The 26,717-nt window shown below is 63.3% G+C and carries 30 protein-coding genes, 2 tRNA genes and 2 pseudogenes; 17 read left to right on the forward strand and 17 right to left on the reverse strand.

What is annotated here, in order from left to right; all coding sequences use genetic code 11:
* Nucleotides 1–13: 13 nt before the first annotated feature.
* On the forward strand, nucleotides 14–247 hold the full coding sequence (locus tag NKK52_RS04475) for a DUF680 domain-containing protein (RefSeq protein ID WP_023684758.1): 234 nt from the start codon (nucleotides 14–16) through the stop codon (nucleotides 245–247).
* A 189-nt stretch (nucleotides 248–436) separates the two neighbouring features.
* Here the strand turns inward: NKK52_RS04475 and NKK52_RS04480 are convergent, their stop codons facing one another.
* The 3 genes from NKK52_RS04480 to purM are packed head-to-tail and all read right to left on the reverse strand — an operon-like array spanning nucleotide 437 to nucleotide 2,751.
* On the reverse strand, nucleotides 437–961 hold the full coding sequence (locus NKK52_RS04480) for a SixA phosphatase family protein (protein ID WP_023715099.1): 525 nt from the start codon (nucleotides 959–961) through the stop codon (nucleotides 437–439).
* 6 nt (nucleotides 962–967) lie between these two features.
* Complete coding sequence (purN, locus tag NKK52_RS04485) at nucleotides 968–1,675, reverse strand: phosphoribosylglycinamide formyltransferase (RefSeq protein ID WP_023684759.1); 708 nt, start codon at nucleotides 1,673–1,675, stop codon at nucleotides 968–970.
* Complete coding sequence (gene purM / locus NKK52_RS04490) at nucleotides 1,672–2,751, reverse strand: phosphoribosylformylglycinamidine cyclo-ligase (RefSeq protein WP_023684760.1); 1,080 nt, start codon at nucleotides 2,749–2,751, stop codon at nucleotides 1,672–1,674. The genes purN and purM overlap by 4 nt, the downstream gene beginning before the upstream one ends.
* Before the next feature lie 187 nt (nucleotides 2,752–2,938).
* On the opposite strand from purM, the pseudogene NKK52_RS04495 reads away from it, so the two are divergent.
* From NKK52_RS04495 to NKK52_RS04515, 5 genes and pseudogenes are all read left to right on the forward strand, one after another.
* Nucleotides 2,939–3,494, forward strand: a pseudogene (locus NKK52_RS04495) (CDP-alcohol phosphatidyltransferase family protein).
* Nucleotides 3,466–4,659, forward strand: coding sequence for an AI-2E family transporter (locus NKK52_RS04500; RefSeq protein ID WP_023684761.1), 1,194 nt, complete (start codon nucleotides 3,466–3,468; stop codon nucleotides 4,657–4,659). The pseudogene NKK52_RS04495 and the gene NKK52_RS04500 overlap by 29 nt, the downstream one beginning before the upstream one ends.
* A gap of 2 nt (nucleotides 4,660–4,661) precedes the next feature.
* Nucleotides 4,662–5,366 (forward strand): DnaA regulatory inactivator HdaA, encoded by a 705-nt coding sequence (gene hdaA / locus NKK52_RS04505; protein ID WP_023684762.1) that lies wholly within the window; start codon nucleotides 4,662–4,664, stop codon nucleotides 5,364–5,366.
* Nucleotides 5,367–5,489: 123 nt separating this feature from the next.
* Nucleotides 5,490–5,744, forward strand: coding sequence for a FitA-like ribbon-helix-helix domain-containing protein (locus NKK52_RS04510; RefSeq protein WP_023670289.1), 255 nt, complete (start codon nucleotides 5,490–5,492; stop codon nucleotides 5,742–5,744).
* Nucleotides 5,741–6,157, forward strand: coding sequence for a type II toxin-antitoxin system VapC family toxin (locus tag NKK52_RS04515; protein ID WP_023684763.1), 417 nt, complete (start codon nucleotides 5,741–5,743; stop codon nucleotides 6,155–6,157). Before NKK52_RS04510 ends, NKK52_RS04515 begins: the two co-directional genes overlap by 4 nt.
* Before the next feature lie 306 nt (nucleotides 6,158–6,463).
* Here NKK52_RS04515 and NKK52_RS04520 read toward each other — a convergent pair whose 3' ends face one another.
* The 4 genes from NKK52_RS04520 to NKK52_RS04535 form a co-directional block, all read right to left on the reverse strand.
* Nucleotides 6,464–6,724 (reverse strand): hypothetical protein, encoded by a 261-nt coding sequence (locus NKK52_RS04520; protein ID WP_023684764.1) that lies wholly within the window; start codon nucleotides 6,722–6,724, stop codon nucleotides 6,464–6,466.
* A gap of 378 nt (nucleotides 6,725–7,102) precedes the next feature.
* Nucleotides 7,103–7,414 carry a hypothetical protein gene (locus NKK52_RS04525; protein WP_023684765.1) on the reverse strand — a complete coding sequence of 104 codons (312 nt, stop codon included), beginning with the start codon at nucleotides 7,412–7,414 and terminating at the stop codon, nucleotides 7,103–7,105.
* 177 nt (nucleotides 7,415–7,591) lie between these two features.
* Nucleotides 7,592–7,668 (reverse strand) — tRNA-Pro (locus NKK52_RS04530).
* Between the two features lie 51 nt (nucleotides 7,669–7,719).
* Nucleotides 7,720–8,904, reverse strand: a complete 1,185-nt coding sequence (locus NKK52_RS04535) for a flavin-containing monooxygenase (RefSeq protein ID WP_023684766.1) — start codon at nucleotides 8,902–8,904, stop codon at nucleotides 7,720–7,722.
* 173 nt (nucleotides 8,905–9,077) lie between these two features.
* Between NKK52_RS04535 and NKK52_RS04540 the strand changes: the two genes are divergently transcribed.
* The 3 genes and pseudogenes from NKK52_RS04540 to NKK52_RS04550 all read left to right on the forward strand — a co-directional run bounded on the left by NKK52_RS04540 (nucleotide 9,078) and on the right by NKK52_RS04550 (nucleotide 9,892).
* Complete coding sequence (locus NKK52_RS04540; RefSeq protein ID WP_023670294.1) at nucleotides 9,078–9,383, forward strand: ETC complex I subunit; 306 nt, start codon at nucleotides 9,078–9,080, stop codon at nucleotides 9,381–9,383.
* Between the two features lie 60 nt (nucleotides 9,384–9,443).
* Nucleotides 9,444–9,520: transfer RNA gene (locus NKK52_RS04545), tRNA-Arg, on the forward strand.
* A gap of 50 nt (nucleotides 9,521–9,570) precedes the next feature.
* A pseudogene (locus tag NKK52_RS04550) lies at nucleotides 9,571–9,892 on the forward strand (HigA family addiction module antitoxin).
* Between the two features lie 160 nt (nucleotides 9,893–10,052).
* On the opposite strand, the gene NKK52_RS04555 reads toward NKK52_RS04550, so the two are convergent.
* Nucleotides 10,053–10,433, reverse strand: a complete 381-nt coding sequence (locus tag NKK52_RS04555) for a hypothetical protein (protein WP_023684767.1) — start codon at nucleotides 10,431–10,433, stop codon at nucleotides 10,053–10,055.
* 166 nt (nucleotides 10,434–10,599) lie between these two features.
* Here NKK52_RS04555 and NKK52_RS04560 point away from each other — a divergent pair, with 166 nt between their 5' ends.
* A complete protein-coding gene (locus NKK52_RS04560; RefSeq protein ID WP_023738659.1) occupies nucleotides 10,600–10,935 on the forward strand; it encodes an antibiotic biosynthesis monooxygenase family protein in 336 nt (111 codons plus the stop codon).
* Nucleotides 10,935–11,825, forward strand: a complete 891-nt coding sequence (locus NKK52_RS04565) for an alpha/beta fold hydrolase (protein ID WP_023684769.1) — start codon at nucleotides 10,935–10,937, stop codon at nucleotides 11,823–11,825. The genes NKK52_RS04560 and NKK52_RS04565 overlap by 1 nt, the downstream gene beginning before the upstream one ends.
* Before the next feature lie 45 nt (nucleotides 11,826–11,870).
* Here NKK52_RS04565 and NKK52_RS04570 read toward each other — a convergent pair whose 3' ends face one another.
* The 6 genes from NKK52_RS04570 to NKK52_RS04595 form a co-directional block, all read right to left on the reverse strand.
* The gene (locus NKK52_RS04570; RefSeq protein WP_023684770.1) at nucleotides 11,871–12,503 is read right to left on the reverse strand and encodes a LysE family translocator; all 633 of its coding nucleotides are present in this window, start codon (nucleotides 12,501–12,503) and stop codon (nucleotides 11,871–11,873) included.
* 89 nt (nucleotides 12,504–12,592) lie between these two features.
* Nucleotides 12,593–13,399, reverse strand: coding sequence for an ABC transporter permease (locus NKK52_RS04575; RefSeq protein WP_023684771.1), 807 nt, complete (start codon nucleotides 13,397–13,399; stop codon nucleotides 12,593–12,595).
* Nucleotides 13,399–14,232 carry an ABC transporter permease gene (locus NKK52_RS04580; RefSeq protein ID WP_023670301.1) on the reverse strand — a complete coding sequence of 278 codons (834 nt, stop codon included), beginning with the start codon at nucleotides 14,230–14,232 and terminating at the stop codon, nucleotides 13,399–13,401. Before NKK52_RS04580 ends, NKK52_RS04575 begins: the two co-directional genes overlap by 1 nt.
* Nucleotides 14,233–14,253: 21 nt before the next feature.
* Nucleotides 14,254–15,369, reverse strand: a complete 1,116-nt coding sequence (locus NKK52_RS04585) for an ABC transporter substrate-binding protein (RefSeq protein ID WP_023684772.1) — start codon at nucleotides 15,367–15,369, stop codon at nucleotides 14,254–14,256.
* Between the two features lie 83 nt (nucleotides 15,370–15,452).
* Complete coding sequence (locus NKK52_RS04590) at nucleotides 15,453–16,544, reverse strand: ABC transporter ATP-binding protein (RefSeq protein WP_023684773.1); 1,092 nt, start codon at nucleotides 16,542–16,544, stop codon at nucleotides 15,453–15,455.
* A gap of 103 nt (nucleotides 16,545–16,647) precedes the next feature.
* Nucleotides 16,648–17,544, reverse strand: coding sequence for a LysR substrate-binding domain-containing protein (locus tag NKK52_RS04595; RefSeq protein ID WP_023684774.1), 897 nt, complete (start codon nucleotides 17,542–17,544; stop codon nucleotides 16,648–16,650).
* 83 nt (nucleotides 17,545–17,627) lie between these two features.
* Here NKK52_RS04595 and NKK52_RS04600 point away from each other — a divergent pair, with 83 nt between their 5' ends.
* Nucleotides 17,628–19,229: a zinc-binding metallopeptidase family protein gene (locus tag NKK52_RS04600; protein WP_031204236.1), complete on the forward strand. Its 1,602-nt coding sequence runs from the start codon at nucleotides 17,628–17,630 to the stop codon at nucleotides 19,227–19,229.
* A gap of 19 nt (nucleotides 19,230–19,248) precedes the next feature.
* Nucleotides 19,249–20,181, forward strand: a complete 933-nt coding sequence (locus NKK52_RS04605) for a dimethylarginine dimethylaminohydrolase family protein (protein WP_023684776.1) — start codon at nucleotides 19,249–19,251, stop codon at nucleotides 20,179–20,181.
* Nucleotides 20,182–20,503: 322 nt separating this feature from the next.
* On the opposite strand, the gene NKK52_RS04610 is transcribed toward NKK52_RS04605, so the two are convergent.
* The 3 genes from NKK52_RS04610 to NKK52_RS04620 all read right to left on the reverse strand — a co-directional run bounded on the left by NKK52_RS04610 (nucleotide 20,504) and on the right by NKK52_RS04620 (nucleotide 22,006).
* The gene (locus NKK52_RS04610; RefSeq protein ID WP_023684777.1) at nucleotides 20,504–20,665 is read right to left on the reverse strand and encodes an FCD domain-containing protein; all 162 of its coding nucleotides are present in this window, start codon (nucleotides 20,663–20,665) and stop codon (nucleotides 20,504–20,506) included.
* A gap of 237 nt (nucleotides 20,666–20,902) precedes the next feature.
* Nucleotides 20,903–21,325 carry a hypothetical protein gene (locus tag NKK52_RS04615; RefSeq protein ID WP_023684778.1) on the reverse strand — a complete coding sequence of 141 codons (423 nt, stop codon included), beginning with the start codon at nucleotides 21,323–21,325 and terminating at the stop codon, nucleotides 20,903–20,905.
* Nucleotides 21,326–21,454: 129 nt separating this feature from the next.
* Nucleotides 21,455–22,006 (reverse strand): cytochrome c, encoded by a 552-nt coding sequence (locus tag NKK52_RS04620; protein WP_245263134.1) that lies wholly within the window; start codon nucleotides 22,004–22,006, stop codon nucleotides 21,455–21,457.
* A gap of 482 nt (nucleotides 22,007–22,488) precedes the next feature.
* Between NKK52_RS04620 and NKK52_RS04625 the strand changes: the two genes are divergently transcribed.
* From NKK52_RS04625 to NKK52_RS04640, 4 genes are all read left to right on the forward strand, one after another.
* Nucleotides 22,489–24,051, forward strand: coding sequence for a DUF2778 domain-containing protein (locus NKK52_RS04625; protein WP_084569989.1), 1,563 nt, complete (start codon nucleotides 22,489–22,491; stop codon nucleotides 24,049–24,051).
* 174 nt (nucleotides 24,052–24,225) lie between these two features.
* A complete protein-coding gene (locus tag NKK52_RS04630) occupies nucleotides 24,226–25,011 on the forward strand; it encodes a ThuA domain-containing protein (protein WP_023684782.1) in 786 nt (261 codons plus the stop codon).
* 103 nt (nucleotides 25,012–25,114) lie between these two features.
* The gene (locus NKK52_RS04635) at nucleotides 25,115–26,173 is read left to right on the forward strand and encodes a Gfo/Idh/MocA family protein (RefSeq protein ID WP_023684783.1); all 1,059 of its coding nucleotides are present in this window, start codon (nucleotides 25,115–25,117) and stop codon (nucleotides 26,171–26,173) included.
* 21 nt (nucleotides 26,174–26,194) lie between these two features.
* Nucleotides 26,195–26,596, forward strand: coding sequence for a GFA family protein (locus NKK52_RS04640; RefSeq protein ID WP_023670313.1), 402 nt, complete (start codon nucleotides 26,195–26,197; stop codon nucleotides 26,594–26,596).
* The last annotated feature ends 121 nt before the right edge of the window (nucleotides 26,597–26,717 follow it).

Below are 26,717 nucleotides of genomic sequence, written 5' to 3' on the forward strand. Positions count from 1 at the left end.
TGGATTACCTGAAATGACCAAGATCGCACTTACCGCTGCTGCCATCCTCCTTGCCACCGGCACCGCTTTCGCAGGCAGCGACCACTACGGCTCCGACGGCGTCAACCAGCCTGCTGTGACAGCGCCCGCCGGCAACATCGATCACAGCTATACCGCCTCGATCCGCAAGCCGGCCAGCCTCGGCGATTTCACGATCAAGGGCGACTCGAACCAGCCGGAATCCGGCCAGGGCATCTGGGGTCGTTGATTTTCTGAGAAATCGACGACCACAAAGAGCGGTGGGCCTGGCCCACCGCTCTTGTTTTTGTGCAATCGACTCGGGCCGCAAAGATCTTGAATCAATCCGCCAGCAGCTGGTCCTACCTCCTTTGGCCGTGATCTTTTCAAAACACGGTTTGCGGCTGTCACCTGCGGCTAGCCCGTTAGGCAGCTTGGTCTAGCTTAGATCCTTCGGCTTGATACAATGCGTCAACCGGGCCGCGCCGAAGCCGAGATCCGCCCAGTCGCCGTCGATGACAAAGCGGGCAAGGGCGCCGGTCGGGAATTTCTCTTCAAGTTTCCTGAGAGCAGCCACACCCGATCGCGGACCGGCGAACCGGCGGGCAAAATCCTCCAGGCCGGGATTGTGGCCAAGCACCAGGAGACAGCCAGCTGATGCGACTGCCTGCTGCACCTCGGCCAGAATGTCGCCAGCCGTGGCTTCGAAAAGCGCCTCGGCGAACTCCACCGTTACGCTCGCCGACAGTTCCGCCGAGACCAGCCGCCATGTCTCGCGCGTGCGCAGCGCCGGCGACACCAGCGCCAGGTCGGGCAGCCAACTGCGCCGGGCCAGTTCGCGCCCCATCAGCGGCGCCGTCTTCAGCCCGCGCGGCCCGAGCGGCCGGTCGAAATCAGCGAGCGCCGGGTCGTCCCAGCTCGACTTGGCGTGGCGCAGCAGGAGCAATTGTCTCGATGTCGCCATGCCGGCCTACGGCGTGATCCGCGCCAGATGTTCGAGATCGCGCTCTTCGCGCAGCGGGTCGGGGGCCATCACCACCGAAGTTCCGTTTTCGGCATCGTCAGCGAAATGCGCCAGCACAGTGCGGCCGCCTTCCATGCGCGCCTTGCCGTCGGCGACGAGGCCGAGCGCCAGCGCGTAGAGCCGGTGCTCGGCTTTCAGAACGCGGGCGGCCAGTGTGTCCTCATTGTCGCCGACCATCACCGGCACCGCGGCTTGCGCGATGATCGGGCCGTCATCCATCTCAGGCGTAACGAAATGCACCGTGCAGCCATGGATACGCATGCCGGCGCGCAATGCGCGTGCATGGGTATCCAGGCCCTTGAAGGCCGGCAGCAGGGCAGGGTGGATGTTGATCATGCGCCCCTGCCACTTCTCGACCAGGCCGCGGGACAGGATGCGCAGATAGCCGGCCAGCGCCACGATCTCGGCGTTGAATGCAATCAGCGCGGCGTCGATCGCCGCATCATGGGCTTCCTTGCTGGCATGGTCGGCGCGCACGATGACCTTGGTCGGGATACCGCGCGCGGCCGCGATGCCGAGGCCGGCGGCGTTGGCCCGGTCGGAAATGACGCCAACGATCTCGGCCGGATAGGCCGGGTCGCTGGCCGCCGCGATCAGCGCCGTCATGTTCGAGCCGCGTCCCGAGATCAGAACAACCGTGCGTTTCCTGCTCATAGGCCGATCGAGCCCCGATAGATGACGCCGGCGTCGCGGCGCGGAACGATGCGGCCGATCGGCGTCACAGTCTCGCCGGCCTCCTGCAGCACGGCTGCGACCTGTGCCGCCTGGCCGGAGGCGACGACGAGGATCATGCCGATGCCGCAGTTGAAGGTGCGCATCATCTCCTCCGGCGCCACGCCGCCAGTCTTCGCCAGCCAGGAAAACACCGGCGGCACATCGATGGCATTGAGATCGAGTTCTGCGGAAAAGTCCTTCGGCAGGACGCGCGGAATGTTTTCGGGAAAGCCGCCGCCGGTGATATGGGCCAGCGCCTTGATGCCATGCGTGTTGCGGATCGCCTTCAAGATCGACTTCACATAGATGCGGGTCGGCTCGAGCAGCGCTTCGGCCAGCGTCGCTTCGTCGTTGAACGGCGCCGGATCGCTCCAGGCAAGCCCGCTGACGCCAACGATGCGGCGCACCAGCGAAAAGCCATTGGAATGCAGGCCCGAGGAAGCCAGGCCAAGCAGCACGTCGCCTTCGACAATATCGTCGGTCGGCAGCAACTGGCCGCGTTCGGCCGCACCGACGGCGAAGCCGGCAAGGTCGTAATCCTTGTCGTTATACATGCCGGGCATTTCAGCGGTCTCGCCGCCGATCAGCGCGCAGCCGGCCTGTCGGCAGCCGATTGCTATGCCGCCGACGATTGCCGCCCCCTGGTCGGGGTCGAGCTTGCCGGTGGCGAAATAGTCGAGGAAGAACAGTGGCTCGGCGCCCTGCACGACGATGTCGTTGACGCACATGGCGACGAGGTCGATGCCGATCGTGTCGTGCTTGCCGGCATCGATGGCGATCTTCAGCTTGGTGCCGACGCCGTCATTGGCGGCAACCAGCACCGGATCGGTGAAACCCGCCGCCTTGAGGTCGAACAGGCCGCCAAAACCGCCGATCTCGCCATCGGCGCCCGGCCGGCGCGTCGCGCGCACCAGCGGCTTGATCTTCTCGACCATGAGGTTGCCGGCATCGATGTCGACGCCCGCCTCGGCATAGGTGAGCCCGTTCTTGCGCTTGGCCCGGTCGCCCTTGCTCATCGTCGGCGCATCCCTGTTTCCCTCGGCGGCTCTTCGCATGAATGGTTTCGGGGGGCAAGGATGACGACAGGATACCGGGCTTTTGCCCAAGATAAATACGTGGACAGTCGTCCCTTCACCGCTGGTCCTTGCACCCACAATCCATCTCCATCATCTATCTGCAGAACAAGCATGGCGGGACATGCCTTTGACCATTCCCAACCTCATCACCATCCTGCGCTTCGTGCTGGTGCCGGCGGTGGTGCTGGCGATGCTGAACATGCGCTGGGACTGGGCCTTTGCCGGATTTCTCGTTGCCGGAATTTCCGATGGCGTCGACGGCTTCATCGCCCGCCGCTTCAACCAGCATTCGAGACTCGGCGCCTATCTAGATCCGATGGCCGATAAGGTGCTTCTGGTCTCGGTGTTCGTGGTCATGGGCTTCATCGGGCAATTGCCGCTGTGGCTGGTGGTGACCATGGTGTCACGCGATGCGCTGATCATCTGCGCCGTGCTTTTGTCCACGATCATGGCGCATCCGGTCGAGATGAAGCCGCTCTATGTGTCGAAGGCCAACACCGCCGCCCAGATCGTGCTGGCGCCGTGTGCTGGGCGAACTTGCCCTTGGCCTCCGCCTCGACCCGCTCAGGCCTGCGCTCATATTGCTGTCCGGGGTCTTGACCGTGGCTTCGGCCGCGGCCTATCTCGTGGCTTGGCTGAGGCATATGAGCGGCTATGGCGAAGGCTCCACCCCGGGTAGTTGACAAGAATGCCGCGACTGCCGCGCTGGCAGAGGCGGCTGCGTCCCTGGCGTTTCGCCGCCAGATTTTCTTCTGGCTGGGCACGGCAATCTTCCTGGCGCTGTTCCTCTACATTTTTTCCAGCATCCTGTTGCCGTTCGTTGCCGGCATGGTGCTGGCCTATTTTCTCGACCCGGTCGCCGACCGGCTGCAACGCCTCGGCCTCTCCCGGCTGATGGCGACGGTGGTCATCCTGATTGCCTTCATCGTCCTTTTGGTGCTGGCCTTCGTCATCCTGGTTCCGGTACTGGCCACGCAGATGGCCGATTTCGCCAGCAAGCTGCCGGAATATCTGACCCGGCTGCAGTCGCTGATCACCAGCTTCGATCCGAAATGGCTGGAGCAGAAATTCGGCGTCAATGCCAATGGCCTGCGCGACGGGCTGAATTCGCTGCTCACTTCCGGTTTCGGCCTGCTGAGCACCGTCTTCACCTCGATCTGGAGTTCCGGCGTTGCTCTGGTGTCGGTGGTCAGCCTGTTCGTGGTCACTCCGGTTGTCGCTTTCTACATGCTGCTCGACTGGGATCGCATGGTGGCGGTCGTCGACAGCTGGGTGCCGCGTGATTATGTCGGGACGGTCAGGGCGATCTCCAGGGACATCAACACCGCGACCGCCGGCTTCGTGCGCGGCCAGGGCACGCTGTGCCTGGTGCTCGGCGGCATGTATGCCACCGGCCTGACGCTGACCGGGCTGAATTTCGCCATCCTCATCGGCCTCTTCGCCGGGCTGATCTCGTTCATCCCTTATGTCGGCTCGCTGACCGGACTGGTCCTGGCCGTCGGCGTCGCCTTCGTCCAGTTCTGGCCGGACTGGACCATGATCGTTGCTGTCGCCGTGGTGTTCTTCATCGGCCAGTTCATCGAAGGCAACATCCTGCAGCCCAGATTGGTCGGAAAAAGCGTCGGCCTGCACCCGGTCTGGCTGATGTTTGCGCTGTTCGCTTTCGGCGCCCTGTTCGGCTTCGTCGGCCTTTTGATCGCCGTTCCTGCTTCGGCGGCGGTTGCCGTGCTGGTGCGCTTTGCCATTGCCCGCTATCTCGAATCGCCGCTCTACAAGGGACACTCCACCGAGCCAGTCCCGCCGCTGCCTGCCGATCGCGGCGGCGGCCACCGCTCGCCGCGCGGCTGAACGTGGCGGATCAAAAGACCGAACCGCCGCGCCAGCTGCCGCTAGACCTTGGGCATGGCACCGGCTATTCGCGCGACGAGTTGGTGGTGTCGGCCACCAACCGCGAGGCGGCAGCCCTTGTCGACCGCTGGCCGGACTGGCCGTCGCCGGTGATCGTGCTCGCCGGCCCGGCCGGTTCCGGGAAGACACATCTGGGCTCGATCTGGCAGGCGCGGGCCAACGCTGTGGCGGTCGATGCCCAGCGCATCGGCAATGCCATCACCGGGCTTGGCGGCAGGCCCGCGCTGATCGACGATGTCGACAAGACAGCCATCGACGAGACGGGCCTGTTCCATCTCATCAATGAAGTGCGCGGCGCCGGGGCCACCTTGCTGTTGACGGCGCGGCGCTTCCCCGCCGCCTGGAGGGTGACGTTGCCCGATCTTGCCTCGCGGCTGAAGGCGGCGGCAACCGTCGAGATCCATGAGCCGGACGATTTGCTTCTGGCCGGTGTCATCACCAAACTCTTCGCCGACCGCCAGGTCGAGGTCGAGCCGCATGTCGTGCAATATCTGGTGCGCCGCATCGAGCGCTCGCTGGCCACCGCCATGCGCGTGGTCGAGCGCCTCGACCGCACCGCGCTCGAGCGCAAGACGCCGATCACCAGGGCGCTCGCCGCCGAAACCGTCAGCGCAATGGACGAAGGGCAGGGCGAGTTCGAGGTATAGATCCTGCTGCAATTCCCTGGACGGCGATTGTCGATCCCGCCCGTGCGACGTTTTCAAAACACGCATGGTGACATCACCTGAAACAATATGATACTTTCAATCAATGACATCGGAGCGATATCAATGCCTGCAGTGACCGTCCGAAATCTTCCGGAAGCGACCCACCGAGCTCTGCGTGTACGGGCGGCCTTGCACGGTCGCAGCACCGAGGCCGAGATACGCGACATTCTGGAAAACGCGGTGCGGCCGGACGGCCGTGTGAAACTCGGCTCCGTTCTGGCAGACATTGCCCGACGCGCCGGGCTGACCAATGAAGACGTGGAGGTCCTGGAGCAGGCTCGCGACAAGGCGCCGGCCGAACCGCTGGGGTTCGAATGATCCTCCTCGATACCAATGTCGTTTCGGAGGCCATGAAGCCCGAACCGCATCAAGCTGTGTTGGCCTGGCTTGATGACCAGGCCGAGGAAACGCTTTACCTCTCCAGTGTGACGCTCGCCGAAGTGCTGTTCGGCATCGAGGCCATGCCGGCGGGTCGTCGCAAGGCTGCGCTCGCTGAAACCTTCGCCGGTGTGTGCGCCGTGTTTGAGCGCCGCATCCTGCCTTTCGATACCGAGGCGGCCCGGCACTATGCCCGACTTGCAGTGAAGGCGAGGGCAGCCGGCAAGGGGTTTCCTGTGCCCGACGGCTACATCGCGGCAATCGCCTCCGCAAACGGCTTTCATGTCGCCTCGCGTGACACGGCGCCATTCCATGCGGCCGGCGTGCCTGTCATCGATCCTTGGCAGCCGTAACCAGGTACGGCAGCCCGACCAGAGCGCGAGCTGCGAACATGCGTTTCGGCAGGATTTCCTCTTCAGCGACGACAGCGTGTTCGAATGAATACACTCGATCTCTCCGTGCCCACCGCCGCATGAGGGCCGCTGTCCCATTTCGGGAACATTATTTGGCATCCGTCTTGCACCTGGGAACTTGCCGGCTGACCCCGGTCCTGGTCGCGTTCCTGATCGGGTTGTAGGCTCGCCGGGAGTGATGATTGGGGTTCTCGCCCGGCGAGCTTACCTTCGTGGAGCAGTCACCGGAGTGTCCGGGAGGGTGCCCTATAGCCACAACGCCGCCAGATACCGGACCAGCAGATAGACCACCGTATGCGCTGCCACGTAGCACGCGGCGACGACGACAAAGAACAGCACGCTGGCGGGCCACGAGCGGGGACGGCCTTGCCTCTTGCTCGGCCGGTTGTTCCAGATCCACAGGGCTGCACAGATAATGGCCCAGACGACGACGAACGGAACCGTGATCCCGATGTAAGCGAAGTAGGCAGGGCCAATCAGCGAAAGCCATGCCTCGAGACCAAGCATCCAGAATCTCCCCTTTGCCCGGAGTCTAATGCATGTCGCTCAAGGTGGTCCCGGTTTTGAGAGAACGACATGCATCAAAACAAAAATCAAAACGCGTCGCCTGGATACGTTTCAGCGCGACGCGCTTTTAGACCGGCGATAGAGGTGGAAGCGAGGGGATTATCCCTGCGTCGATTTTCAGCCAAACCCGCCGAAGGGATGCTGTTCGATGACACGGGCGCCTGATGCATGTCGCTCAAGTGGCCCCGGTTTTGAGAGAACCACATGCATCAAACAAGACCTCAAGCGCGTCCTTGAGTCCGTTCAAATGCGACGCGCTTTAGGTCAGATTGGTGCTCCGGCCGCCAACCCGGCCGGAGCAGGTCCAAAGCGATCGGATCAGCCGCAGACCCTGACCTCTTCGACGACCCTGTGGTGATGGCGCCAGTGCCTGACCAGTTCGATATGGCAGCGGTGATGGCGATGGTGGCGCCGCCATTGGCCATCCTGGTTGTCGCTGTAGTCGTCGCCATAGTCGTCGCTATAGTCTTTGTGGCGCTGGTGATGGCGAAGAACCTGTATATCGCCATCGTCGGACGAATATTGATCGTCGTCATCGGACTGGATAGTCAGACTAGCGGCTTGCGCCGGTGCGATCAAAGCCGCCGTTCCGGCGAACGCGATCATCGAGGCGATGAGAAGGGTTTTCATTGTTTGCTCCTTGGGTTGAACATACACAACTCTGGGAGCGAACTGGTGTTCCAATGTAGGGTCCGATCGGCGAGCGGCTGCTGCTTGGGCAATGCGTGCCGCCATGCGCTACCGGCGAGGCAGCCATTGGCGACCTTGGGAGTGACCTTGGGCAAGGACTGGCTTTGTGGGAAAAAATGGTCGGAGTGGAGAGATTCGAACTCCCGACCCTCTGGTCCCAAACCAGATGCGCTACCAGGCTGCGCTACACTCCGAGGCCCTGCGGCGTATACGGTTCCGGACCCTGTCGCGCAACCCCTAAAACATCAAACGGGGCTTGGCGGTCTGCGCTCCCGCGCAATCCTGGCTGCGATCGCCTTGGCCTGGATGCGAGCATTGGCGAAGCAGCCGCGGATGCTTGGCCGCATGCCGGTGAACCACAGGCCCGGCAGTTTCGGGTCGCTGTCGGCGCCGTTGAACAGCGGCACGCCCTTTTGGTCGAGCACGCCGAGCCTGCCCAGCATGGCCTCGAGCCCGGTGCGGTAGCCGGTCGCGGCGATGACGATATCGGGCTGGATCGTCGCGCCATCGTCGAAAACGACCGTGTCGCCGGTAAATTCCCGCACGGTTGGCAGCACGATGATCCTGCGGTCCTTGATGGCATCGACGGCGCCGTCATCGGTGGCGATGGCGGTATAATCCGACGCCAGCCGGCTTGCGCCGCCCGAAGGCGTCGGCGGCAGGCCGTAGGCCGTGAGGTCGCCGAAGGCCCATCGCTGCGTCGCCGCCATCACCGCATCGGCGAGCTTGAACGGCAGCCGCGCCAGGATCGGCGAAAACCGGTGGACGGCGATCTGGCCGAGGCGCTTGGGCAGCAGTGCCGGACCGTTGCGCGCCGACAGCCAGATCTGTCCCGCGTCGGCTGCCACCAGGTGATTGAGCACGTCGAAGCCGGAATTGCCGGCGCCGACGACCAGCACTTTCTTGCCCGCATAGGCCTTGGCCTTACCGAATGCGGCCGAATGGATGATGCGTCCGGCAAAGGCCTTCATGCCTTTCCAGGCCGGGATGAAGGGCTGCCGGTCGCGCCCGGTGGCGATGACGACATGGCGCGCCAGCCGCGGCCCGGCACTGGTCCGCACAAGCCAGTGGTCGCCCTCGAAGCCAATCTCCTCGACCGCGATGCCGAACTCGACCGGCAGCCGGTGCATGGCGTGGAATTCGTTCAAATGGCCGATGATGGTGTTTCGGTGCGGAAAGGCAGGGGTGCCGGCAGGAAAGGAAACGCCCGGCAGCGCCGAAAGGTCGCGATGCGTGTTGAGATGCAGTCGCTCGTGCCGCCCGTGCCATGGCTCGGCCAGCCGGGCTTCCTTTTCCAACACCATCACAGGCACGCCGGTCTTGAGCAGCGCATGGGCTGCGGTCAAGCCGGCTGCCCCGGCGCCGATCACGATCGCGCCGTCGAAAATCGCTTGGCTGTCGGCCTCGGCGTGCAAAATCCCTGCGTCCATGCCTCTTTGTGTCGCCATCATGACCATGACTTTTGATGCTACGCCAGTGTATCGGGCCGATGCCGCTGCCGAAGCGGCCTGGTTGCAGGCCGCTTCGGCCTTGCCGTCGGCAGTGTTGCACAGTATTGACTGAAATAAGGCGGCGCTACCGCCAACGCAGCTACGAGGTGCCCATGTCCGCGCGAATTTTCAGCCCAGCCAAAACCGCGATGCAGTCCGGCAAGGCCAAGACCGGCCATTGGGTGCTGGAATTCGATCCCGCCCAACGCAAGAAGATCGACCCGCTGATGGGCTACACCACATCGGGCGACATGCTGAGCCAGATCAGGCTGACCTTCGACACCAGGGAAGAGGCGGTGGCCTATGCCGAAAAGCAGGGCCTGGCCTTCCGTGTCGAGGAGCCGAAAGAGACCAAGCGCCGGCAGATTTCCTATGCGGAAAATTTCCGCTATGACCGCAGGATACCCTGGACGCATTGACCGGCGGTCAGCGCCTGGCACATAGACACCAGCCGGCCAAGATATCAAATGCCGGCCAGCGGTCCCGTAGCTCAGCTGGATAGAGCACCGGCCTTCTAAGCCGATGGTCACAGGTTCGAATCCTGTCGGGATCGCCAATTTTGCCGGGTCCATTCCGGACACATAGGTTACGGTTTGTACCTGGCATATGGGTAGCACTCTGAAGGTGTACGAACGAAACAGAACGACCGAGCGCTGCCCTTCCCATCCTGGCGCGTTGCTCGACGACATCGTTCCCGCCGCCGGCAAGACCAAGATGGAAATCGCCAATCTGCTCGGAATCTCGCGCCCAGCAGCTCTACGATATCATCCGTGAGAAGAAGCCGGTATCGCCTGCCGTGGCCGCCCGCCTTGGCAAGATGTTCGGCGATGGTGCCGCGATCTGGCTCAGGATGCAGGCCGCGTATGATGCCTGGCATGCGGAGCGCGAAGTTGACGTTAGCGCCATCCCGACCCTGCATGCTGCCTGAAGGTAGAGCGCGTTCGCTGACGGCAGCGGTCCCGTAGCTCCGCCGGATAGAGCACCGGCCTTCTAAACCGATGGTCACAGCTTCGAATCCTGCCAATAATTTCAATACCTTAGGTGAGGCGTCGCGGCGCCGGAGACTGAAGGTCGTCCTTGTTAGCCATCTACCGGTAAAGTTTCGGGTATTTGGCCCTCTCGCTTTGGCAACTTGCCGATCTCTGGGCCGCCATTGCGAAAGCCCTCTCATAGGTATGGATGGCCATGTTGAACTTTCGGGGGTCTGGGGTCAGGTGTTTGTCCCGCCCATCATACAAAAGGACCGGGACGGCAAAAATTGCTTTTCCGTCTTCCGTTGGCCTCAACGCCGGACATCTTTGCCTTACGCCAACGAGGTCACCGGCCATTCTGGCGGCCGAATTTAACCTTGCATCGGACATCCGAGCCAGGAAGTTGATGTTTTGCTGTTCCCCTTGTCCGGCCGAGGCAGCCGACAATGCGAAGAAAATTCCTGCGGTGAATACAGCGAAAGCTAGACGTAGTTTCATTGTGCCCTCCCAAGTTGAGCACAAGAGAGCACGTTTGGACTTGACAGGATAGCCGCGTGTCCAGTGCAAGTTACTGTACGGAACCTTTGCCATACGTCGACTATCAGCCAGTTGTGCGGCCAGTCAGGATAGTCGGAACGCGGCGCGCCTTCGGGTGTTATAGGAGATGGCACCGAAAACCCCGACCATTGCGCGCATCTGGCGCGGCAGGACCTCGCCCGGCAGGGCCGACGCCTATGAGCGCTACAATTACGAGGCTGGTATCAAGCCGCTGATCGAGAAAGCGCTTGGCGTGCAGACTTTTCGCGAGGACACGCCGACGCATTCGGAATTCATCACCATCTCCTATTGGGAGAGCGTCGAGGCGATGGCCGCCTTTACCGGCGGCGATCCGCAAAGCATCCACCATCTCGACCGCGACAAGGAGTTCCTGATCGAATTGCCGAAGGGTGTCCAGGTGCTGCGAATCCGTTCCAGCCACGGACTGGTTGGCGGCAGCTGATGTTTGCGGGCTTTGACGCCAGGACCGTTCAAATGGAGGAGACATCGATCTTCGTCAGGGCCGGTGGCTCAGGGCCGCCGTTGCTGCTCCTGCATGGCTTTCCCGAAACGCATGTGATGTGGCGGGACATCGCCGTGGCCCTGGCGCCGCATTTCAGCGTGGTCGCCGCCGATCTGAGAGGCTACGGACAAAGCGGCTGTCCGGCTTCCGGAGCCAATCATGCCGCCTATTCCAAACGAGCGATGGCGCGCGACATGGTGCAGGTTATGGACGTTCTCGGTTTCGACCGTTTCATGGTTGCCGGCCACGACCGTGGCGGTCGCGTCGCCTACCGGCTGGCGCTCGACCATCCCGAAACCGTGTCGAAAGTCGCCGTTCTCGACATCGTCCCCACGGCCTCCGCCTGGGATCGGGCCGATGCCAGGTTGGCGCTGGCCTTCTGGCCGTGGAGCCTGCTCGCCCAGCCGGAACCGCTGCCTGAGCGCCTGTTGTCCGCAGCACCCGACGCAGTTGTCGACAATGCGATCGCCGGCTGGGGCTCGGCTCCAGATGCTTTTCCCGCTGAGGTCAGGGCCGCCTATATCGAGGCGCTGCGTGATCCCGCCCATGCCCACGCCATCTGCGAGGAATATCGCGCCGCCGCAGGCATCGACCGCGAGCACGACGCGCAGGACCAGGCTGATGGCTGTCGCATCAGATGCCCGCTGCTTGCGCTCTGGAGCGGCGAGGGCGGGTTGGAGAACTGGTATGCGGAGGAGGGCGGCCCGTTGGCGATCTGGCGGCAATGGGCTGATAACGTCGGAGGCGGCTCGGTCAAGGGTGGGCATTTCTTCCCGGAAGAGCACCCCGAAGACACGGCTGCAAGGCTGTCGAGATTCTTCGCAAGCTGACTACGGGCCGATTGCTAAATCCGGCCCTGTGTAGTCCTGTGTCGACTATCTCAGATGCCCGAGGGATTGCAGGATCAAAGTGCTCGAAAGACCAAGCAGGGCGATACCGTACAACCGGTCGATCCACACGGCGTTTGGCCCAGCCAGAAGCCTTGCAGCCCGCGCGCCAAGGGCTGCGTAAAACGTCAGCACAAACACATCGGCAAGCGCGGCGATAATGGCCAGGATGCCATACTGGATCGCGATCGGCTCATCCACGCGGACAAAATGCGGCAGGATCGCGGGGAAAAGCAGCCAGGCCGCCGGATTTGTGACCGCCACCAGGAAGCAGCGCCCAATGAGTGCCTTGGCTGAATGGCGTGTTTCGGGAACGTTAGGGTTGAACGAAGGTCGGGACGCGGTGCGCAGGGTACCGATGGCGACGAAAAGCAGATAGCCCGCGCCGAACATCCTGAGAGCCGAGAGATAGAATTCCGAAGCCAGCAGAAGAGCGCCGAAGCCCAGCGCGACGATGCTGATAAGAACGAAATCAGACAGTACGACGCCGGCCATGCCGAGAAACGCGCGTCGAAAACCGTAGCGGGAGCCGTTGGTGATGGCGAGCACGACGTCCGGTCCCGGAACCGCCATTCCGAGCACCGACACGAAGGCAAATGTCACCAGCGGCAGGTTTCCCATGACGCCGCGTAATGTACCCGGCGCTCACCGTCCGTAACGCCCTTCACACAGCGGCTTGGCTATCGCCGATTGTTGTTGGCCACCTTGGCTCAGTGCCCGCCGCGCATCTTCACCACCACAGTCCTCACCGCCAGGACCAGCACGGTGATGATGATCAGGATCACCGAAAGGGCTGCGATCGCCGGGTCGATGTTGTCGCGCAGGCCCATCCACATCAGCCGCGGCAGCGTGATGGCGTTGACCGAGGTGATGAACAGGGTGACGCCTATCTCTTCCCAGGACAGCACGAAGGACAGCAGCGCGGCGGTGACGATGCCGAACTTGATGTTGGGCATGATGATGCGCGTGGCGCGTTCCCACACGCCGGCGCCAAGGCCGCGCGCGGCAAGGTCGATGCGGCGGTCGAGCTGGCTGAGCGAGACCAGGATCAGCACCGTGGCGAAAGGCACCGTCATCACCGAATGCGCCATGGCGACGCCGAGCCAGGTGTCGTAGCCGAAGAACGAACTCATGCCCGAGATCGACGTCAGCAGGAAGTAGAGCGTGATCGCCGAGACCACCGGCGGCACCACCATCGGCAACAGCACGAAGCCGACAAGGGTGGCCGTGAAGCGCGGCTGGAACATCCAGGCGCCAAGGCTGAAGCACAGCGCCAGCACGGTGGAGATGACGCTGCTGACGATGCCGATGCGGATCGACAGCAGGATGGCGTCGAGCCAGCGCGGATCCTCGATCAGCGCGCGGTAGTGGCGCAGCGACAGTTCGCCCGTCGGCATAGCCAGCATGCGGCTTGGCGTCAGCGACACTGGGATGACCGCCAGCAGCGGCAGCAGCAGGAACAGTGCCACCAGCACGGCGAGGATCAGCGAGACGGGACCGGGGCGATAGGTCGGCATCAGATCAGTTGCTTCGGTCTGACATAGCGGAACAGCAGCGCCATGAGCGCGCCGACGAACAGCACCAGCACGACGCTGATCGCCGCACCCAGTCCCCAGTCGGGACTCTGGAAGATGCGCAGATAGATCAGCTCGGCGATCATCACGCTGCGGCCGCCGCCGAGGATCGCCGGCGTGACGAAGAAGCCGAGCGAGAAGACGAACACGATCATCGCCGAACCGATGATGCCGGAGCGCGTCATCGGCACGAACACGGTCCAGAAGGTGCGCATGCGGCTGGAGCCGAGCCCGCGCGCCGCGAGCAGCACGCGCTCGTCGAGGCTGCGCATGGCGGAGGCCAGCGGGAACACCGCGAAGGGAATGAGGAAATGCGTCATGCCGACGATGACGCCGAACTCGTTGCGCACCAGCGCCAGCGGCTCGGAGATGAAGCCGATCGATTGTAGCCAGGTGTTGATCAGGCCGCGGTTGGACAAAAGCGCCACCCAGCCGAAGGCGCGGGTCAGCACCGAGATCCAGAAGGGGACGAGAATGCAGAATTCAGCGATTATGCGCTGTGCCGGGCTGCCGCGCACCCACACCATGGTGATGGCGTATGCCGCCGCCACGGAAACCACGGTGACGATCAGCGCGATGCGCAGCGTGCGGATGAACACAGACTGCACCAGGGCATCGGTGGCGAGCGCGCCATACTGGCCGAGCCCCGGTGTCGGCAAGGTGACGCTCCACTTGACGACGCCGAGGAACGGCCAGGCGTAGGCCAGCACAAGGAACAGGAGCAGCGGCGCCATCAGCACCGCCGCGCCCATCCTGTCGGAGAGGGTGCCTCTCATCGAAGCTCGTGCCCGGCCTGGTCAGGCCGAGATGATCTTGGTGTATTCGTCGAGTGCTGCCCCGTAATTCTTGGCGTACCAGTCCATGTCGAGCGCGATCTGCTTCTTCATGTTTTCGGGATCGACCGGGTTGATGCGCTTCTTGTCGGCGGGGATCAGCGCATCGGCGGCCGGATTGGCCGGACCCTGTCCGAGCTTGTCGAACATCACCAGTTGCTTTTGCGGATCCTGGGCGCTGGCGATGAACTTCATCGCTGCGTCCTTGCCGCCGGGGTTGCCCTTGAGCACGGCCAGCGCGCCGGGCGAAATCAGGCCCTGATCCCAGATGAACTTGATCTTGCCGCCCGAGTCCTGCTCGATCAGCGAGGCGCGGGTCGACCACACGATCGCCATCGAGGCTTCGCCGTTGAGCAGCACGCTCTGGCTCTCGGCGCCGCCGCCCCAGTAAGCCACGACGTTTTCCTTGAAAGCGGCGATCTTGTCATGCGCTCGCTTCAGGTCGAGCGGGTAGAGCGAGGCCGGCGCGATGCCGTCTGCAAGCAGCGCTGCTTCCCAGCTCGACACGCCCCATTTGTAGAGCGAGCGCTTGCCCGGAAACTTCTTCACGTCGAAGAAGTCGGCCATGCCGGTCGGCGCGTCCTTGCCGTATTTCTCCGAGTCATAGGCGATGACGTAGGAGAAGAAATAGGTCGAGGCCGCGTATTCCCAGCCGAAGCCTTCTCGCATCTTCTTCTTGTCGACGACGGCGTAGTCGATCGGCTCGAGCGCACCCTGGGCACCGAGAGTGATGGCCGAGAACGGGTCGACATCGACGAGATCCCAGGTCGGCGCGCCGCTCTTGAACTGTGCGGCAATCGCGCCTTCGGTCGGGCCCGAACCGTCCATCTTGACGGCGATGCCGGTGTCCTTGGTGAAGGCCTGGCCATAGGCGGCGTCATAAGCGGTGAGGGCATCGCCACCCCAGTTGACCAGCACCAGTTCCTTGGCCTGCGCAAACGCGCCGGTCGAGCGCAGCAGCATCGGCGTGCCGGCCAGCACGAAGGCTGCAAGCTGGGTGAATTGCCGGCGCGAAATCTCGCCGCGCACAGCCCGGGCGGATAGCGCGTCCATGGCTTGTTTTTTGCTTTGGTCTGTCATTTTAGTTCCCCTTTTTCGTTGTTGGTTCCGGTGGTTATGGCGCGCTCCAGATTCTTTGCTGGAAGACTTCGCCGTTCTCGTCGTCATCCTCCGTCCGGAAGGAGGAAACCCTTTTCCGCCGGCCAGGTCAGCCAGACGGAATTGCCTTTGCTCAGCGCCGCCGCCGCGACCTCGTTCGGCACCGAGACGGTCACCTTGGCGCCCTGGCGCGTCGTCAGATCGAGCTTGGTCGCCGCACCCAGATAAGTCGAGCCGATGGCGGTGGCGGCGATGCCATTCTCGCCGGTGGCGGCTTCGCGCGCGATCGACATATGTTCGGGCCGGATCGCCAATATGGCGTTGCCGTTCACCGCCTCGGCATTGCCGCGCAGCGTGATCGCGCGGTCTTCGCAGAGCGCGGTCGCGCCATTGTCGGCGCGCTTCACGCCCTTGAGCGGCAGCATGTTGATCTCGCCCAGGAACTCAGCGACGAAACGATTGGCCGGCCGGTCATACACCTCGTCCGGTGCACCGACCTGCAGCAATTTGCCATGGTTGAAGATGGCGACGCGCGACGACAGCGCCAGCGCCTCGCTCTGGTCGTGGGTAACGAAGACGAAGGTGGTGCCGGTCTCCTGATGCAGCCGCTTCATCTCGGCCTGCATCTGGCCGCGCAGGCTCTTGTCGAGCGCTGAGAACGGCTCGTCGAGGAGCAGCACGCCGGGTTCGAACACCAAAGCGCGGGCCAACGCCACGCGCTGCTGCTGGCCGCCGGAAAGCTGCGCCGGCAGTTTCGTCTCATGGCCCTTGAGGCCGACGCGCTCGATCATCTCGGCAACGCGGCGCTTGATCTCGGCAGCCGATTTCTTGCGTACCTTGAGCGGGAAAGCGATGTTGGCTTCGACCGACATATGCGGAAACAGCGCATAACCTTGGAACACCATGCCGGCGGCACGCTGCTCGGCCGGCCGTTCGGTGATATCGACGCCGTCGCTGAAAAGCCTGCCGACGGTGGGCTGCACGAAGCCGGCCAGAATCATCAGGAAGGTGGTCTTGCCGGAACCCGAGGGGCCGAGCAGCGTCAAAAACTCGCCGCGGCCGATATTGAGCGTCAGATCGTCCAGCGCCTGGAACGAGCCGAAGCTCTTGCCGATCCCGATTGCCTTGATCTCTGCGGCCCGGCCGGGTTGCTGCATCCTGCCTCTTCCTTGATCGTGGCTTGAGCGTAGGGCAGTGCGCCGGCTCACCGCAACCGAATAGTTTTCGCCTGATCGGCAAATTTGATTCACGGATGGGAGGCTAGTACGGGCTGATCCGGTTCTCCGACAGCTTCGACCTCAACCACCCATTGAATGCTTCCAGCACCGGGTGGCTGGCCTTGGCATGTTCCGACACCAGGAAATACGAGCGCGGCGAGGGGATCGCGATGTCGAAGGGGCGCACCAGACGGCCTTCGCTCAGCGCCCGGCGGCTGGTCAGCTCGTCGCCCATGGCGATGCCCTGGCCGGCGATCGCCGCGGAAAAAACGAGGTTCATGTCCGAGAAGAAGATGCCGCCTTCGGTGTCGGGGTTTTCCACCTTGGACAGCGCCAGCCAGCGCGCCCAGTCCTCGGTGTCGCCGAGATGCAGGAGATTGGCGCGCAGCACGTCGGCCGGTTTTGAAAAGCCGCCGACCTTGTTGAGCAGTGTCGGGCTGCAAAGTGGCGTGAACGAGATTTCGCACAGCAACTCCACCGAGCGGTTCGGCCAGTTGCCGACGCCAAAGGCAATGAAGGCATCGGCGTCCGGATTGCTGACATCGTCCAGCCGCCGCGGCGTCAGGATCGACAGCGCCACGTCCGGATACATCTGCCGGAACTCGCCGATGTGCGTGCACAGGAACAGAGAGGCGAAGCCCGGCGTGCAGGAAACGGCGAACGAACCGCCGACGCCCGTGCCGGCCTGGCGCGTCACCGCATCGCCGAGCACCGTCAGCGCCTTTCTCACATCGGCGGCATAGCGCTGGCCGCGCGGTGTCAGCGCCACGCCCTTGCCGATGCGCTCCAGCAGGTCGAAGCCGAGGTCGCGTTCGAGCAGCCGCAACTGATGGCTGACGGCGCTGCGGGTCAAGTGCAGTTCATCGGCTGCGCGCCAGACACTGCCGTGACGGGCAAAACTGTCGAGGGCGCGCAGCGCCTGTGTGGAAGGTATTCGCAAGAGGCCTCAGGTGAACCGAATTTGCATGAACCGGAAAAACATATCACTTTTTGCAATGCCGCTTCACTGCTTTCTTGGGCGGCATGGAGAAACCGGTGACGACCTCGGCGCAAGCCACCGCGCTTGCCTGTCTCGATAGCATCCAGCCGTCGCTGTCGGCGTGGACGCGCACCATTTTCGATTTCGGCGAAACAGCCTGGCGCGAATACCAGTCGGCGGCCTGGTATGTCGCGCGGCTGAAGCATGAGGGCTTTTCGGTCGAGGAAGGGTCGGCCGGCATGCCGACCGCCTTTTGCGCCCACTGGACGAATGGCCCGGGGCCGACCATCGGCATGTACGGCGAATACGACGCCGTGCCTGGCAACTGCCAGGACGCGGCAACGGTGAAGCGATCGCGGCCGCGCCTCGGCAGCGAGGCCGGCGGCCACACCGATCCGCATTCCGGGCTTGGCATTGCCGGCCTCGGCGGACTTCTCGCCACCAAGGCGGCAATGCAACGCCACGGCATCGAGGGGACGTTGCGCTTCACCGGCGAGCCGGCCGAGAAGGTCAGGGGCTCGAAGCCGATCCATGCGGCCAAGGGCTACTATGACGGCCTTGCCGGCATGATCTCCTTCCACCCCTTCTATATGCTGCCGCTCTGCAACACGGCGCGCTGGGACACGCATTGCGGCGCCGCCTATGCGATGATCTACCGTTTTGTCTGCGACGAACCCGAAAACTGGGTTCGCGCAAGCGATGGCGCGCCGATCCCGCAGGCGCATTCGGCGGTGCGGGCGCCCGGCGCCAACGACGCACTGATGACGATGTACATGGCCTCCAAGGCGCTGCGCGATTCCATGCTACCCCACCAGGGCGGCTGGTCGATCAGCGAGGCGATCCTCACCGCCGGGCAGGCGACCGCCGACAATCTGCCGGCGGGGCTGGCCGAGATCCAGTACATGATCCGCGTGCCGACCATTGCCATGGCAGAGCAGGTCACCGCGGTGCTCGACCGTAATGCGGCCGCGGCCGCGGCGATCAGCGGTTGTCGCTATGAGCGCCATTGGGTGTCGAAGTCGAGGCCGGGCCTCGCCAATCACGCCATGGCGGGGATTGCCTATGAGGCGCTGTCCACCGTTGGCGCTCCAAGCTGGGACGAGGCGGCGAAAGCGATCGGTCGCGAGGTCCAGGTCAATGCCGGCGGCACCGCGACCGACAACCCTTTCATCGACGAGATGGAGCGGCTGGTTGCGCCGCAAGAGGCCGAGGCAATCCTGCGCCGCGATTTGCCTCCGTCGCAGATCAACTCGACCTCCGACGACTACACCGACATGTCGTGGCACACGCCGACCGCACGCTTCTATGTCGCCCGCCCGGCGCTGCGCTCGGCGAATGGCCATGCCTATCCATCCTGGGCGATGAACGCGCTGGGCGGTATCTCGGCCACCATCGACCCGATGGTCATTTGCGCCGCCAAGACGGTTGCGCTTGCAGCCCTCCGCCTGCTCGAGGACAAGTCCGCGCGTGATGCAGCCATGGACGAATTCGTCACCCGCACCGGCGGCGGCATTGGTGGCTCCAACTGGATCGCGCCGCTTTGCGACTATGACCCGCCGATCAATTTCCGCTGGCCGGAATATGTCACCACCGCGCGCGGACGCGATTGGTGGATTCCGAGCAGCCAATCCAATCAAGCTGCATAGTCAAATCGAGGAGAACCTTATGACCGTCCATGATCGCATCATCGCCGAACCGTTCTCGCTGCAGCGCCGCAATCCCGCCGGCGGCACCAAGCCGCTGACATCATGGGGCTTTGCCAACGAGACCGACGTGCTGACAGACGTGTTGCTCGGCTCGCCAAACTTCCTGCGCCACCTCTCGACCAGCTCGCTCTCGCGCAAGCATTTGCGCGAAGCGCCCTGCAACGTTCAGATCGCCCAGGCGCAGCACAAGGACCTCGTCGCCGCCTATGAGCATTTCGGCGTCAACATCCACTGGCACGAGCCGACGCCGGAACTGCCGATGCAGGTCTATTCCAGAGACTCCAGCGTCATGACGCCCTACGGCGCCTTCATCACCGCCATGGCCAATTGGTGGCGGCGCGGCGAGAACTATGCCGCCATCCGCACCTATGAAAAGCTCGGCATCCCGATCTACGACATGGTCACGGCTGGCACCTTCGAAGGCGGCGACTTCAACGTCATCGAGGAGGGCGTGGTGCTGATCGGCTGCGGCGGCGCCCGCACGCAGGAAGAGGGCGCCCGCCAGGTGCAGGACTGGTTCGAAAAGGAAGGCTGGGAAACGCGCCTCGCCTTCATCGACGAATATTACGTCCATATCGACCTGATGGTGGTGCCGATCGCCGACAAACTCACCGCGGTGTGTCTCGCCTGCACCGAGCCCGGCATCGTCGACTGGCTGAAGGGCAAGGGCCACGAGATCATCGACGTGCCGTTCCAGGACACGATGGCGCTCGGCTGCAACTTCATGTCGCTTGGCAAGGACAGGGTGATCGCGCCGACGTCGAGCCAGTCGCTGATCGGCCAACTCAAAGCGCGCGGCTTCGAGGTTGCTGCCGTCGACATGAGCGAGATTTCCAAGACCGGCGGCGGCATTCACTGCATGGCGCAGGCGCTCAAGCGCGAGCCGGCGTAAGGGCACGAATTGCCGCCGGGACCTGTGACGGACTGCTGCCAGATTTGACAAAACGGGCCCAGCAGACGAAATTGATGCTATTAAGGAGGGATTCTGTGAAAAAAACCTACGAAAAGCCGAGTCTGGCCAAAGCCGGCAAACTGGGTTCGCTGGTCGCTTCAAACCCATCGAAGCCCGCCCCCTGAGCGCAACCAGCCGCTGAAGGCCGAAATTCGGTCGTCCTGGTTATCGGCGACCGGATCGCGCTGTATGATTGAAGGGAGCCGCCGGCTATGAACGGCGGGCTTTTTGCTTTGCGCCAGAGCGCTGCCGCGTCTGCCGGCTAGTCCAATCTGCCCGAACCTGAATTGAACTTGCGCCGGGCGTTTTCCAGATGCGCCCGCATCGCTTGGCCGGCCGCTTCCGGGTCGCGGCGCTCGATCGCCTCGAACACCGCTCGGTGGCCGGCAAAACTCGTGCGGTTTTCGATCTCCGTATTGGCCACGTGGATGCGCTGGTTGATCAGCCATTCGACCTAGCCGATGATTTGAAAACCAAGCCAGCTTCCCCAAAAGATCATGCCCAAACAAAGCCATAGCGCGAAGACCACATGCGCGCCGTTCCCGCCCGCTCGGCGATCAGGGAGTGGCTGGCGTGAGATGGCCGCGCTGACGACGGAACGAGATCGCCTCGTCTGGCCGGCCGGACTCGCGACGGCGTGGTCCGGCCGGAATTCCATCTGCTATGCGGGTATCAATACGGCGATGCGATGCACGCCGACCTCCTTGCTTGTATTCGTCGCTTCATCGGTCTTGCCCTTGGAGCAGGTGTACATATCACCCGTCTTGAGCTTGAATTCCTTGTCCGCTTTCTTGATCGTGAATGCACCTGAGGTAATGGTGCACACCATGTCGTTGTCCATCACGGTTTGAGGAGCATGTGCTCCGGGCTGAAACACAACGTCGATAATTGCGATGCTCTTGTAGGCGGGAATGTCTGCATTGCCGGTGCCGACCTCCACCACCCTGACACCGGGCGCAATCTCCTTGCCCTCTTTCGGGCCGTATTTCTTGATTTTTGCCGATGCCGCCAAGGTGAACAAAGGCGCTACCGCGGCGGTCGTCAGACCGAGGGCAATTGCAGACCTGCGATTCATGGTTTTCATTGCATCCTCCCGATGCTCGTCATGCATGGATATGCACGGCCGGCGATATATTAGCACAAACGAATTTACTTGTATGCAAAGTGACTGTGGCGCAGGCCAGCAAGAAATGCTCCGCCGGATAATGTCGCTTCACTGTACCTTTTGCCGGAATTTCGAATGACAGGTCGAGCAATCCTGCAGGATGAGATGCAGGATATGCTCCGCCGGCAGTTTGGTCGGATCGGCTTCCTCTGGAATCGAGCGCTTGCCGAGCAGGCTGCCGCCGCCCATCGCCAGGCCGGTGCCCATGCGCATGTCATCGGTGATGACGGCCGGCGCGCTTTCGGCCTTGGCGGCCAGAGCGTCGGCCAGCGTTCCGATATGATTTGCCAGGGCCTCGAATTCCGCCCGTGACTGATCGATCTCCAGCCTGGCCTGCGAAGGCGGTCCAAGCGAGCCGCTCGGAAATTCGGCAATCAGGGCAGGGCCGATGCGCGCGCGCAGCGTGTCCGCTGCCGCCTTGAAGGCTGCCGCGTCATAGGCTTGCCTGCGGTCGAACATGCCGGCAATGGTTTTCGCAGCCGCCGCCATCTCCTTCATCGACGCCTGGCGGGCCGCGACGATCGGTCCGCTGCCGACGGAGGCGCCCATCGTAAGGGCACAGACCAGCCACAGCAGCGCCGCTTTCACAGTCCATCTCACGGCGCCATGTCCTTGCCCCATTCATCCGTGCTCAGCCAGCCGCAGCAGGGGTTCGACCTGCAGTCGGATTCTTCGGTCGTGATGCCGGTTCTCATCGGTAAATTTCCGTCGCCGGAGGTCTCCGTCTCTGAGCAGATAGACCTTCCAGCCACCGGAAGGTCAACTGATTGAGAAGGCCGATCAGCGGGCAATCAGCACAGGCTTGCAGCAAGCTGACGCAGCGTTTCCTTGACTTGGATCGCAAAAACGGGCAGCAAGGCGGGGGTGAGGGAGAGCATTCTACCGTGGCGCAGACCATGGAGTGCTCTTTTTTTCGTATCAGGCGCCGCATAATCGGTGGCTGATGGAGGGATTGGTTAACCAACTTTGTCCATCTTTTGATTCAATCGGCAACAGACGCGAAAGGTGCAGGGGGCACCAGCGAACTGTGGATGTCACGGATGCGAGGGTCGCAAGCCTGCATGCCGATTGAGAGTGGTTGTATGGCGTTTTTGCGTTTGAAAGACCGGGGCGATACTCCTGAACGGGGTTTGACTTCGAAGAGATCCGGCCAGCGCTGGGTGGTGGTGCCGGTTGTCGGCGCGGCCTTGGCGCTGTGGTCGGTGGCAACTATGGCCGGCCTCTATTCGCTCGGTACCTCGCTCACCGCAGCCTCCAACAGCCTTCCGCACAGTCTGCTTCTGCCGAACGCAGCACTTGCCGATTCGCGCCGCAGCCTCGCCAATTCGTGGGCGCCTCGGCTTTCGGCGCAAAAATCACAGGCCTCGCTGCTCAGCCAATGCGACGCCGGCTGCGCGCATGCCGCCGCGAACTTCGCGCATGACGGCAAGATGGCGCGGCTGAAGCCGGCCGCGCACGCTGTGGCCCCGAGCAGTGTCGCCTCAAACATTGCGCCAAACACCAGCGTCGCTCTCGCCACTTCGCGCGGCATGCGCTTCGACGGCGTGGTGGCCAAGGCAGAGCTGTCGCCGCAAAAGCTGGCTGCCGCCTTCGCCAAGGCCTCGAATGCGCCCTTCATGCTTGCCAGCCTTCCGGTCGCTGCCCGTTTCGCCGAAGTCCGGCTGCCCGATCAGCATGGCCCGGCCTCGGAACGCTTTGGGCCGGAAGTGGCTGAGATCGAACGCTCATCGCGCCTGGCGCTGGCGCTGGCCAACAGCTTGCCGGAAGACGCTGACATGCTGGCCCCGCCGCCGGCCGTTGAAGCAATCGCCGGAGGGCAGGATCCTGAGCAGGCCGAGGTTCAGGTCGCTTCGCTGCCGCCGCAGGACGATCTGCCCGACAACATTGCGTTGCCCGGTTGGCGTCCACGCGCCGAAACCGCTCAGCCTGCCGAGGCTCGGCAAGCCAGCAAGCCCAGGGCAGCCAAGCCACAGACCGACAGGACGCCCGAGAGCCCCGCACCCCAGTCGCCGGGCAATTCGTCGCCGCGCTCGCCACGCAGTACTTCGGAGGTCGCCGCACTGCCTGGCGTGCCAGACAGCCAGAGCATCCAATCAAGCCGGATCAAGCCTGGCAAACGGTCGAAGACACAGGCCGGCGAGATGCTGGCCTATGCCAAGCCGGACGTCCCGGCGGGCGGTGTCGGTCGCGCCTTCAAGGATCTGTTCGCCACGCCCGGAATGGGCGGCGGCGTCGCCGTGTACGATATCTCGGCCAAGACCGTCTATATGCCGGACGGCTCGCGGCTGGAGGCCCATTCGGGGCTGGGTTCGATGGTCGACCAGCCGCGCTTCGTGCACAAGAAGAATGTCGGCCCGACGCCGCCCAACACCTATGATCTGCGACTGCGCGAATCCCGCTTCCATGGCGTCGAGGCGCTCCGTCTCACTCCGGTCAGCGGCGGCAATAAATACGGCCGCGACGGCCTGCTCGCCCACACCTACATGCTGCGCGGCGGCCGTGCGGAATCCAATGGCTGCGTCGTCTTCAAGGACTACGCCCGCTTCCTTGCCGCCTACAAGAAGGGCAAGATTAAGCGCCTCGTCGTCGTGCCGCGCCTGACCAAGCCGCTGACGCGGGTCGCTCAGGAAGGCCGGGGAGCGTAAGGCAGTAGGCAGTAGGCAGTAGGCAGTAGGCAGTAGGCAGTAGGGCCCAGGAGCGTCCATCGCCTGTTGATTGTTTTTCTGCCCCTATTGCCTATTCCCCACTGCCTATTCCCTTTTCACCCCCAGGCAGACTATGAGTGACCCCTGCGGGTCGGCTTCACCACGAGGACATCCATGACAATACGCGCTGTCGTTTGGGGCGAGAACATCCATGAGCGGACCAACGAGGTGGTCGCAGCCCTCTATCCCGAGGGCATGCACACGACCATCGCCAAGGCGCTGAATGCCGACAAGGCGATCTCCGCCTCGACCGCCACGCTCGATCAGCCGGAGCACGGCCTGCCGGCCGACCGTCTGGCCGAGACCGACGTGCTGGTCTGGTGGGGCCACAAGGATCATGGCGCGGTGGCCGACGAGATCGTCGAGCGCGTCGCCCGCCGCGTTTGGGAGGGGATGGGGCTGATCGTTCTCCATTCCGGCCATTTCTCGAAAATCTTCAAGCGGCTGATGGGCACGCCCTGCACGCTGAAATGGCGCGAGGCGGGCGAGCGCGAGCGACTCTGGGTGACCAGTCCCAGCCATCCGATCGCCGAAGGCGTCGGCGAATATTTCGAGCTCGAGAATGAAGAAATGTATGGCGAGCAGTTCGCCGTGCCCGAACCGCTGGAGACCGTCTTCATCTCCTGGTTCCAGGGCGGCGAGGTGTTCCGTTCTGGGCTGACCTATCGCCGCGGCGCCGGCAATGTCTTCTACTTCCGCCCGGGCCACGAGACCTATCCGACCTATCACGACGCCAATGTGCACAAGGTGCTGCGCAATGCGGTGAAGTGGGCGCACAATCCGCAGGGCACCAAGTCGGCGATCCTTGAGGCGCCGAACGTGCCGGTCGAGAAGGCGCTGGAGCCGATCGTCGAGCGCGGCGGCAAGCTGCACGCTTCGGGCGAGGCCGGCTTCCGCTAAAGCAAAATCCAGGAAAAAAGGCGTAGCGGTTTTCCGCATGGGTTTCCTAGACCGTATCTGCGCCATATGATTGAATCGAACCAATTCGCTCGGAGTGCAGAGAATGCGGCTTTTGATACTGGGTACCGGCTGGATGGCGCAGGAGCATGCCCGCCGCTTCGGCGGTATCGACGGCGTCGAGATCGTCGGTGCTGTCGACGTCGATGAAAAGCGCGTTGGCGAATTTGCCGACGGGTTCAAGATACCGAAGCGATTCACATCGCTGGAAGACGCGCTGGCGTGGGGCGAGTTCGATGCGGTCGCCAACGTCACGCCCGACCGCATTCACCACCCGACCACCATGGCGCTGATCGCGGCCGGCAAGCCGGTGCTGTGCGAAAAGCCGCTGGCCGAAGACTTCGGCAAGGCAAGCGAGATGGCCAAAGCGGCTGAGGCCGCCGGCATCGTCAACATGGTCAATCTCACCTATCGCAATGTCGCTGCCTTGCAGAAGGCGCGGCAGATGGTGCTGGCCGGCGAGATCGGCACCGTCCGCCACGTCGAGTCCTCCTATCTACAGAGCTGGCTGGTCTCGAAATTCTGGGGCGACTGGCGCACCGACCCGAAATGGCTGTGGCGGCTGTCGCGCGACCACGGCTCCAACGGCGTGCTCGGCGATGTCGGCATCCACATCCTCGATTTCGCCAGCTATGGCGCCGCACTCGACGTCGACCACGTGTTTTGCCGGCTGCGCACCTTCGACAAGGCGCCAGGCAACCGTATCGGCGAATACGACCTCGACGCCAATGACAGCTTCGCCATGACGCTGGATTTCTCCAACGGCGCCTTTGGCGTCGTTCACGCCAGCCGCTGGGCGACCGGCCACATCAACGAATTGCGCCTGCGCATCTATGGCGACAAGGGCGGCATCGAAGTCGTGCACAATCTCGAGGGTTCGGAACTGAAGGCGTGTGTCGGCGAGGATATCGAGAACGCCAAATGGCAGGTGCTCGACGCCGGCACGGTGCCGACCAATTACCAGCGCTTCGTCGATGCGGTTCGCAGCGGCGTGCAGGCCGAGCCTTCATTCCACCATGCCGCCGAACTGCAGAAGGTGCTGGATCTGGCCATGGTTTCGGAACAGAAGCGGACGGAACTGAGGGCCAGCGCCGATACGCAGTGATGTGAAGGGGAGGAAGAAACAATGGTCACGCGCCGCGCGCAATGTCTCTGCGGCCAGCTTTCAGCCGTCTGTTCGGGCGAGCCGGTGCGCATCTCGGTCTGTCATTGCCTCGACTGCAAGCGCCGCACCGGCAGCGCCTTCAGCTACAATGTCCGGTTTGCGCAAGCTGATGTATCGATCGAGGGGCGGGCGAAGCAGTTCACGCGCACCGGCGACGAGGGCGGCCGCGTCATCTACAATTTCTGCCCGGAGTGCGGCGCCGCCGTCCACTATCGCATCGACACGCAGCCCGGTGTGATCGCCATTCCCGTCGGCGCCTTCGCCGACCCGTCGTTCCCGCCGCCCTTCCAGTCTTTTTACCACGAAAGCCGTCGCTGTGAGTGGGTCGAGATCAACGCCGAGCCGCTGGCGACGTTCGACTGAAGGCGCTTTTTGGATACCCGGAACCGTCCGCACGCTCCGCGCCTTCAAGAGGGCATCGCCCCTGATTGCCATTGCCGGGCCGTTAGCCATCGCGCTCGGCTGCCCCATGAATAGGCATAAG

The organism is Mesorhizobium sp. C277A (assembly GCF_040324395.1).
Lineage (GTDB): Bacteria > Pseudomonadota > Alphaproteobacteria > Rhizobiales > Rhizobiaceae > Mesorhizobium.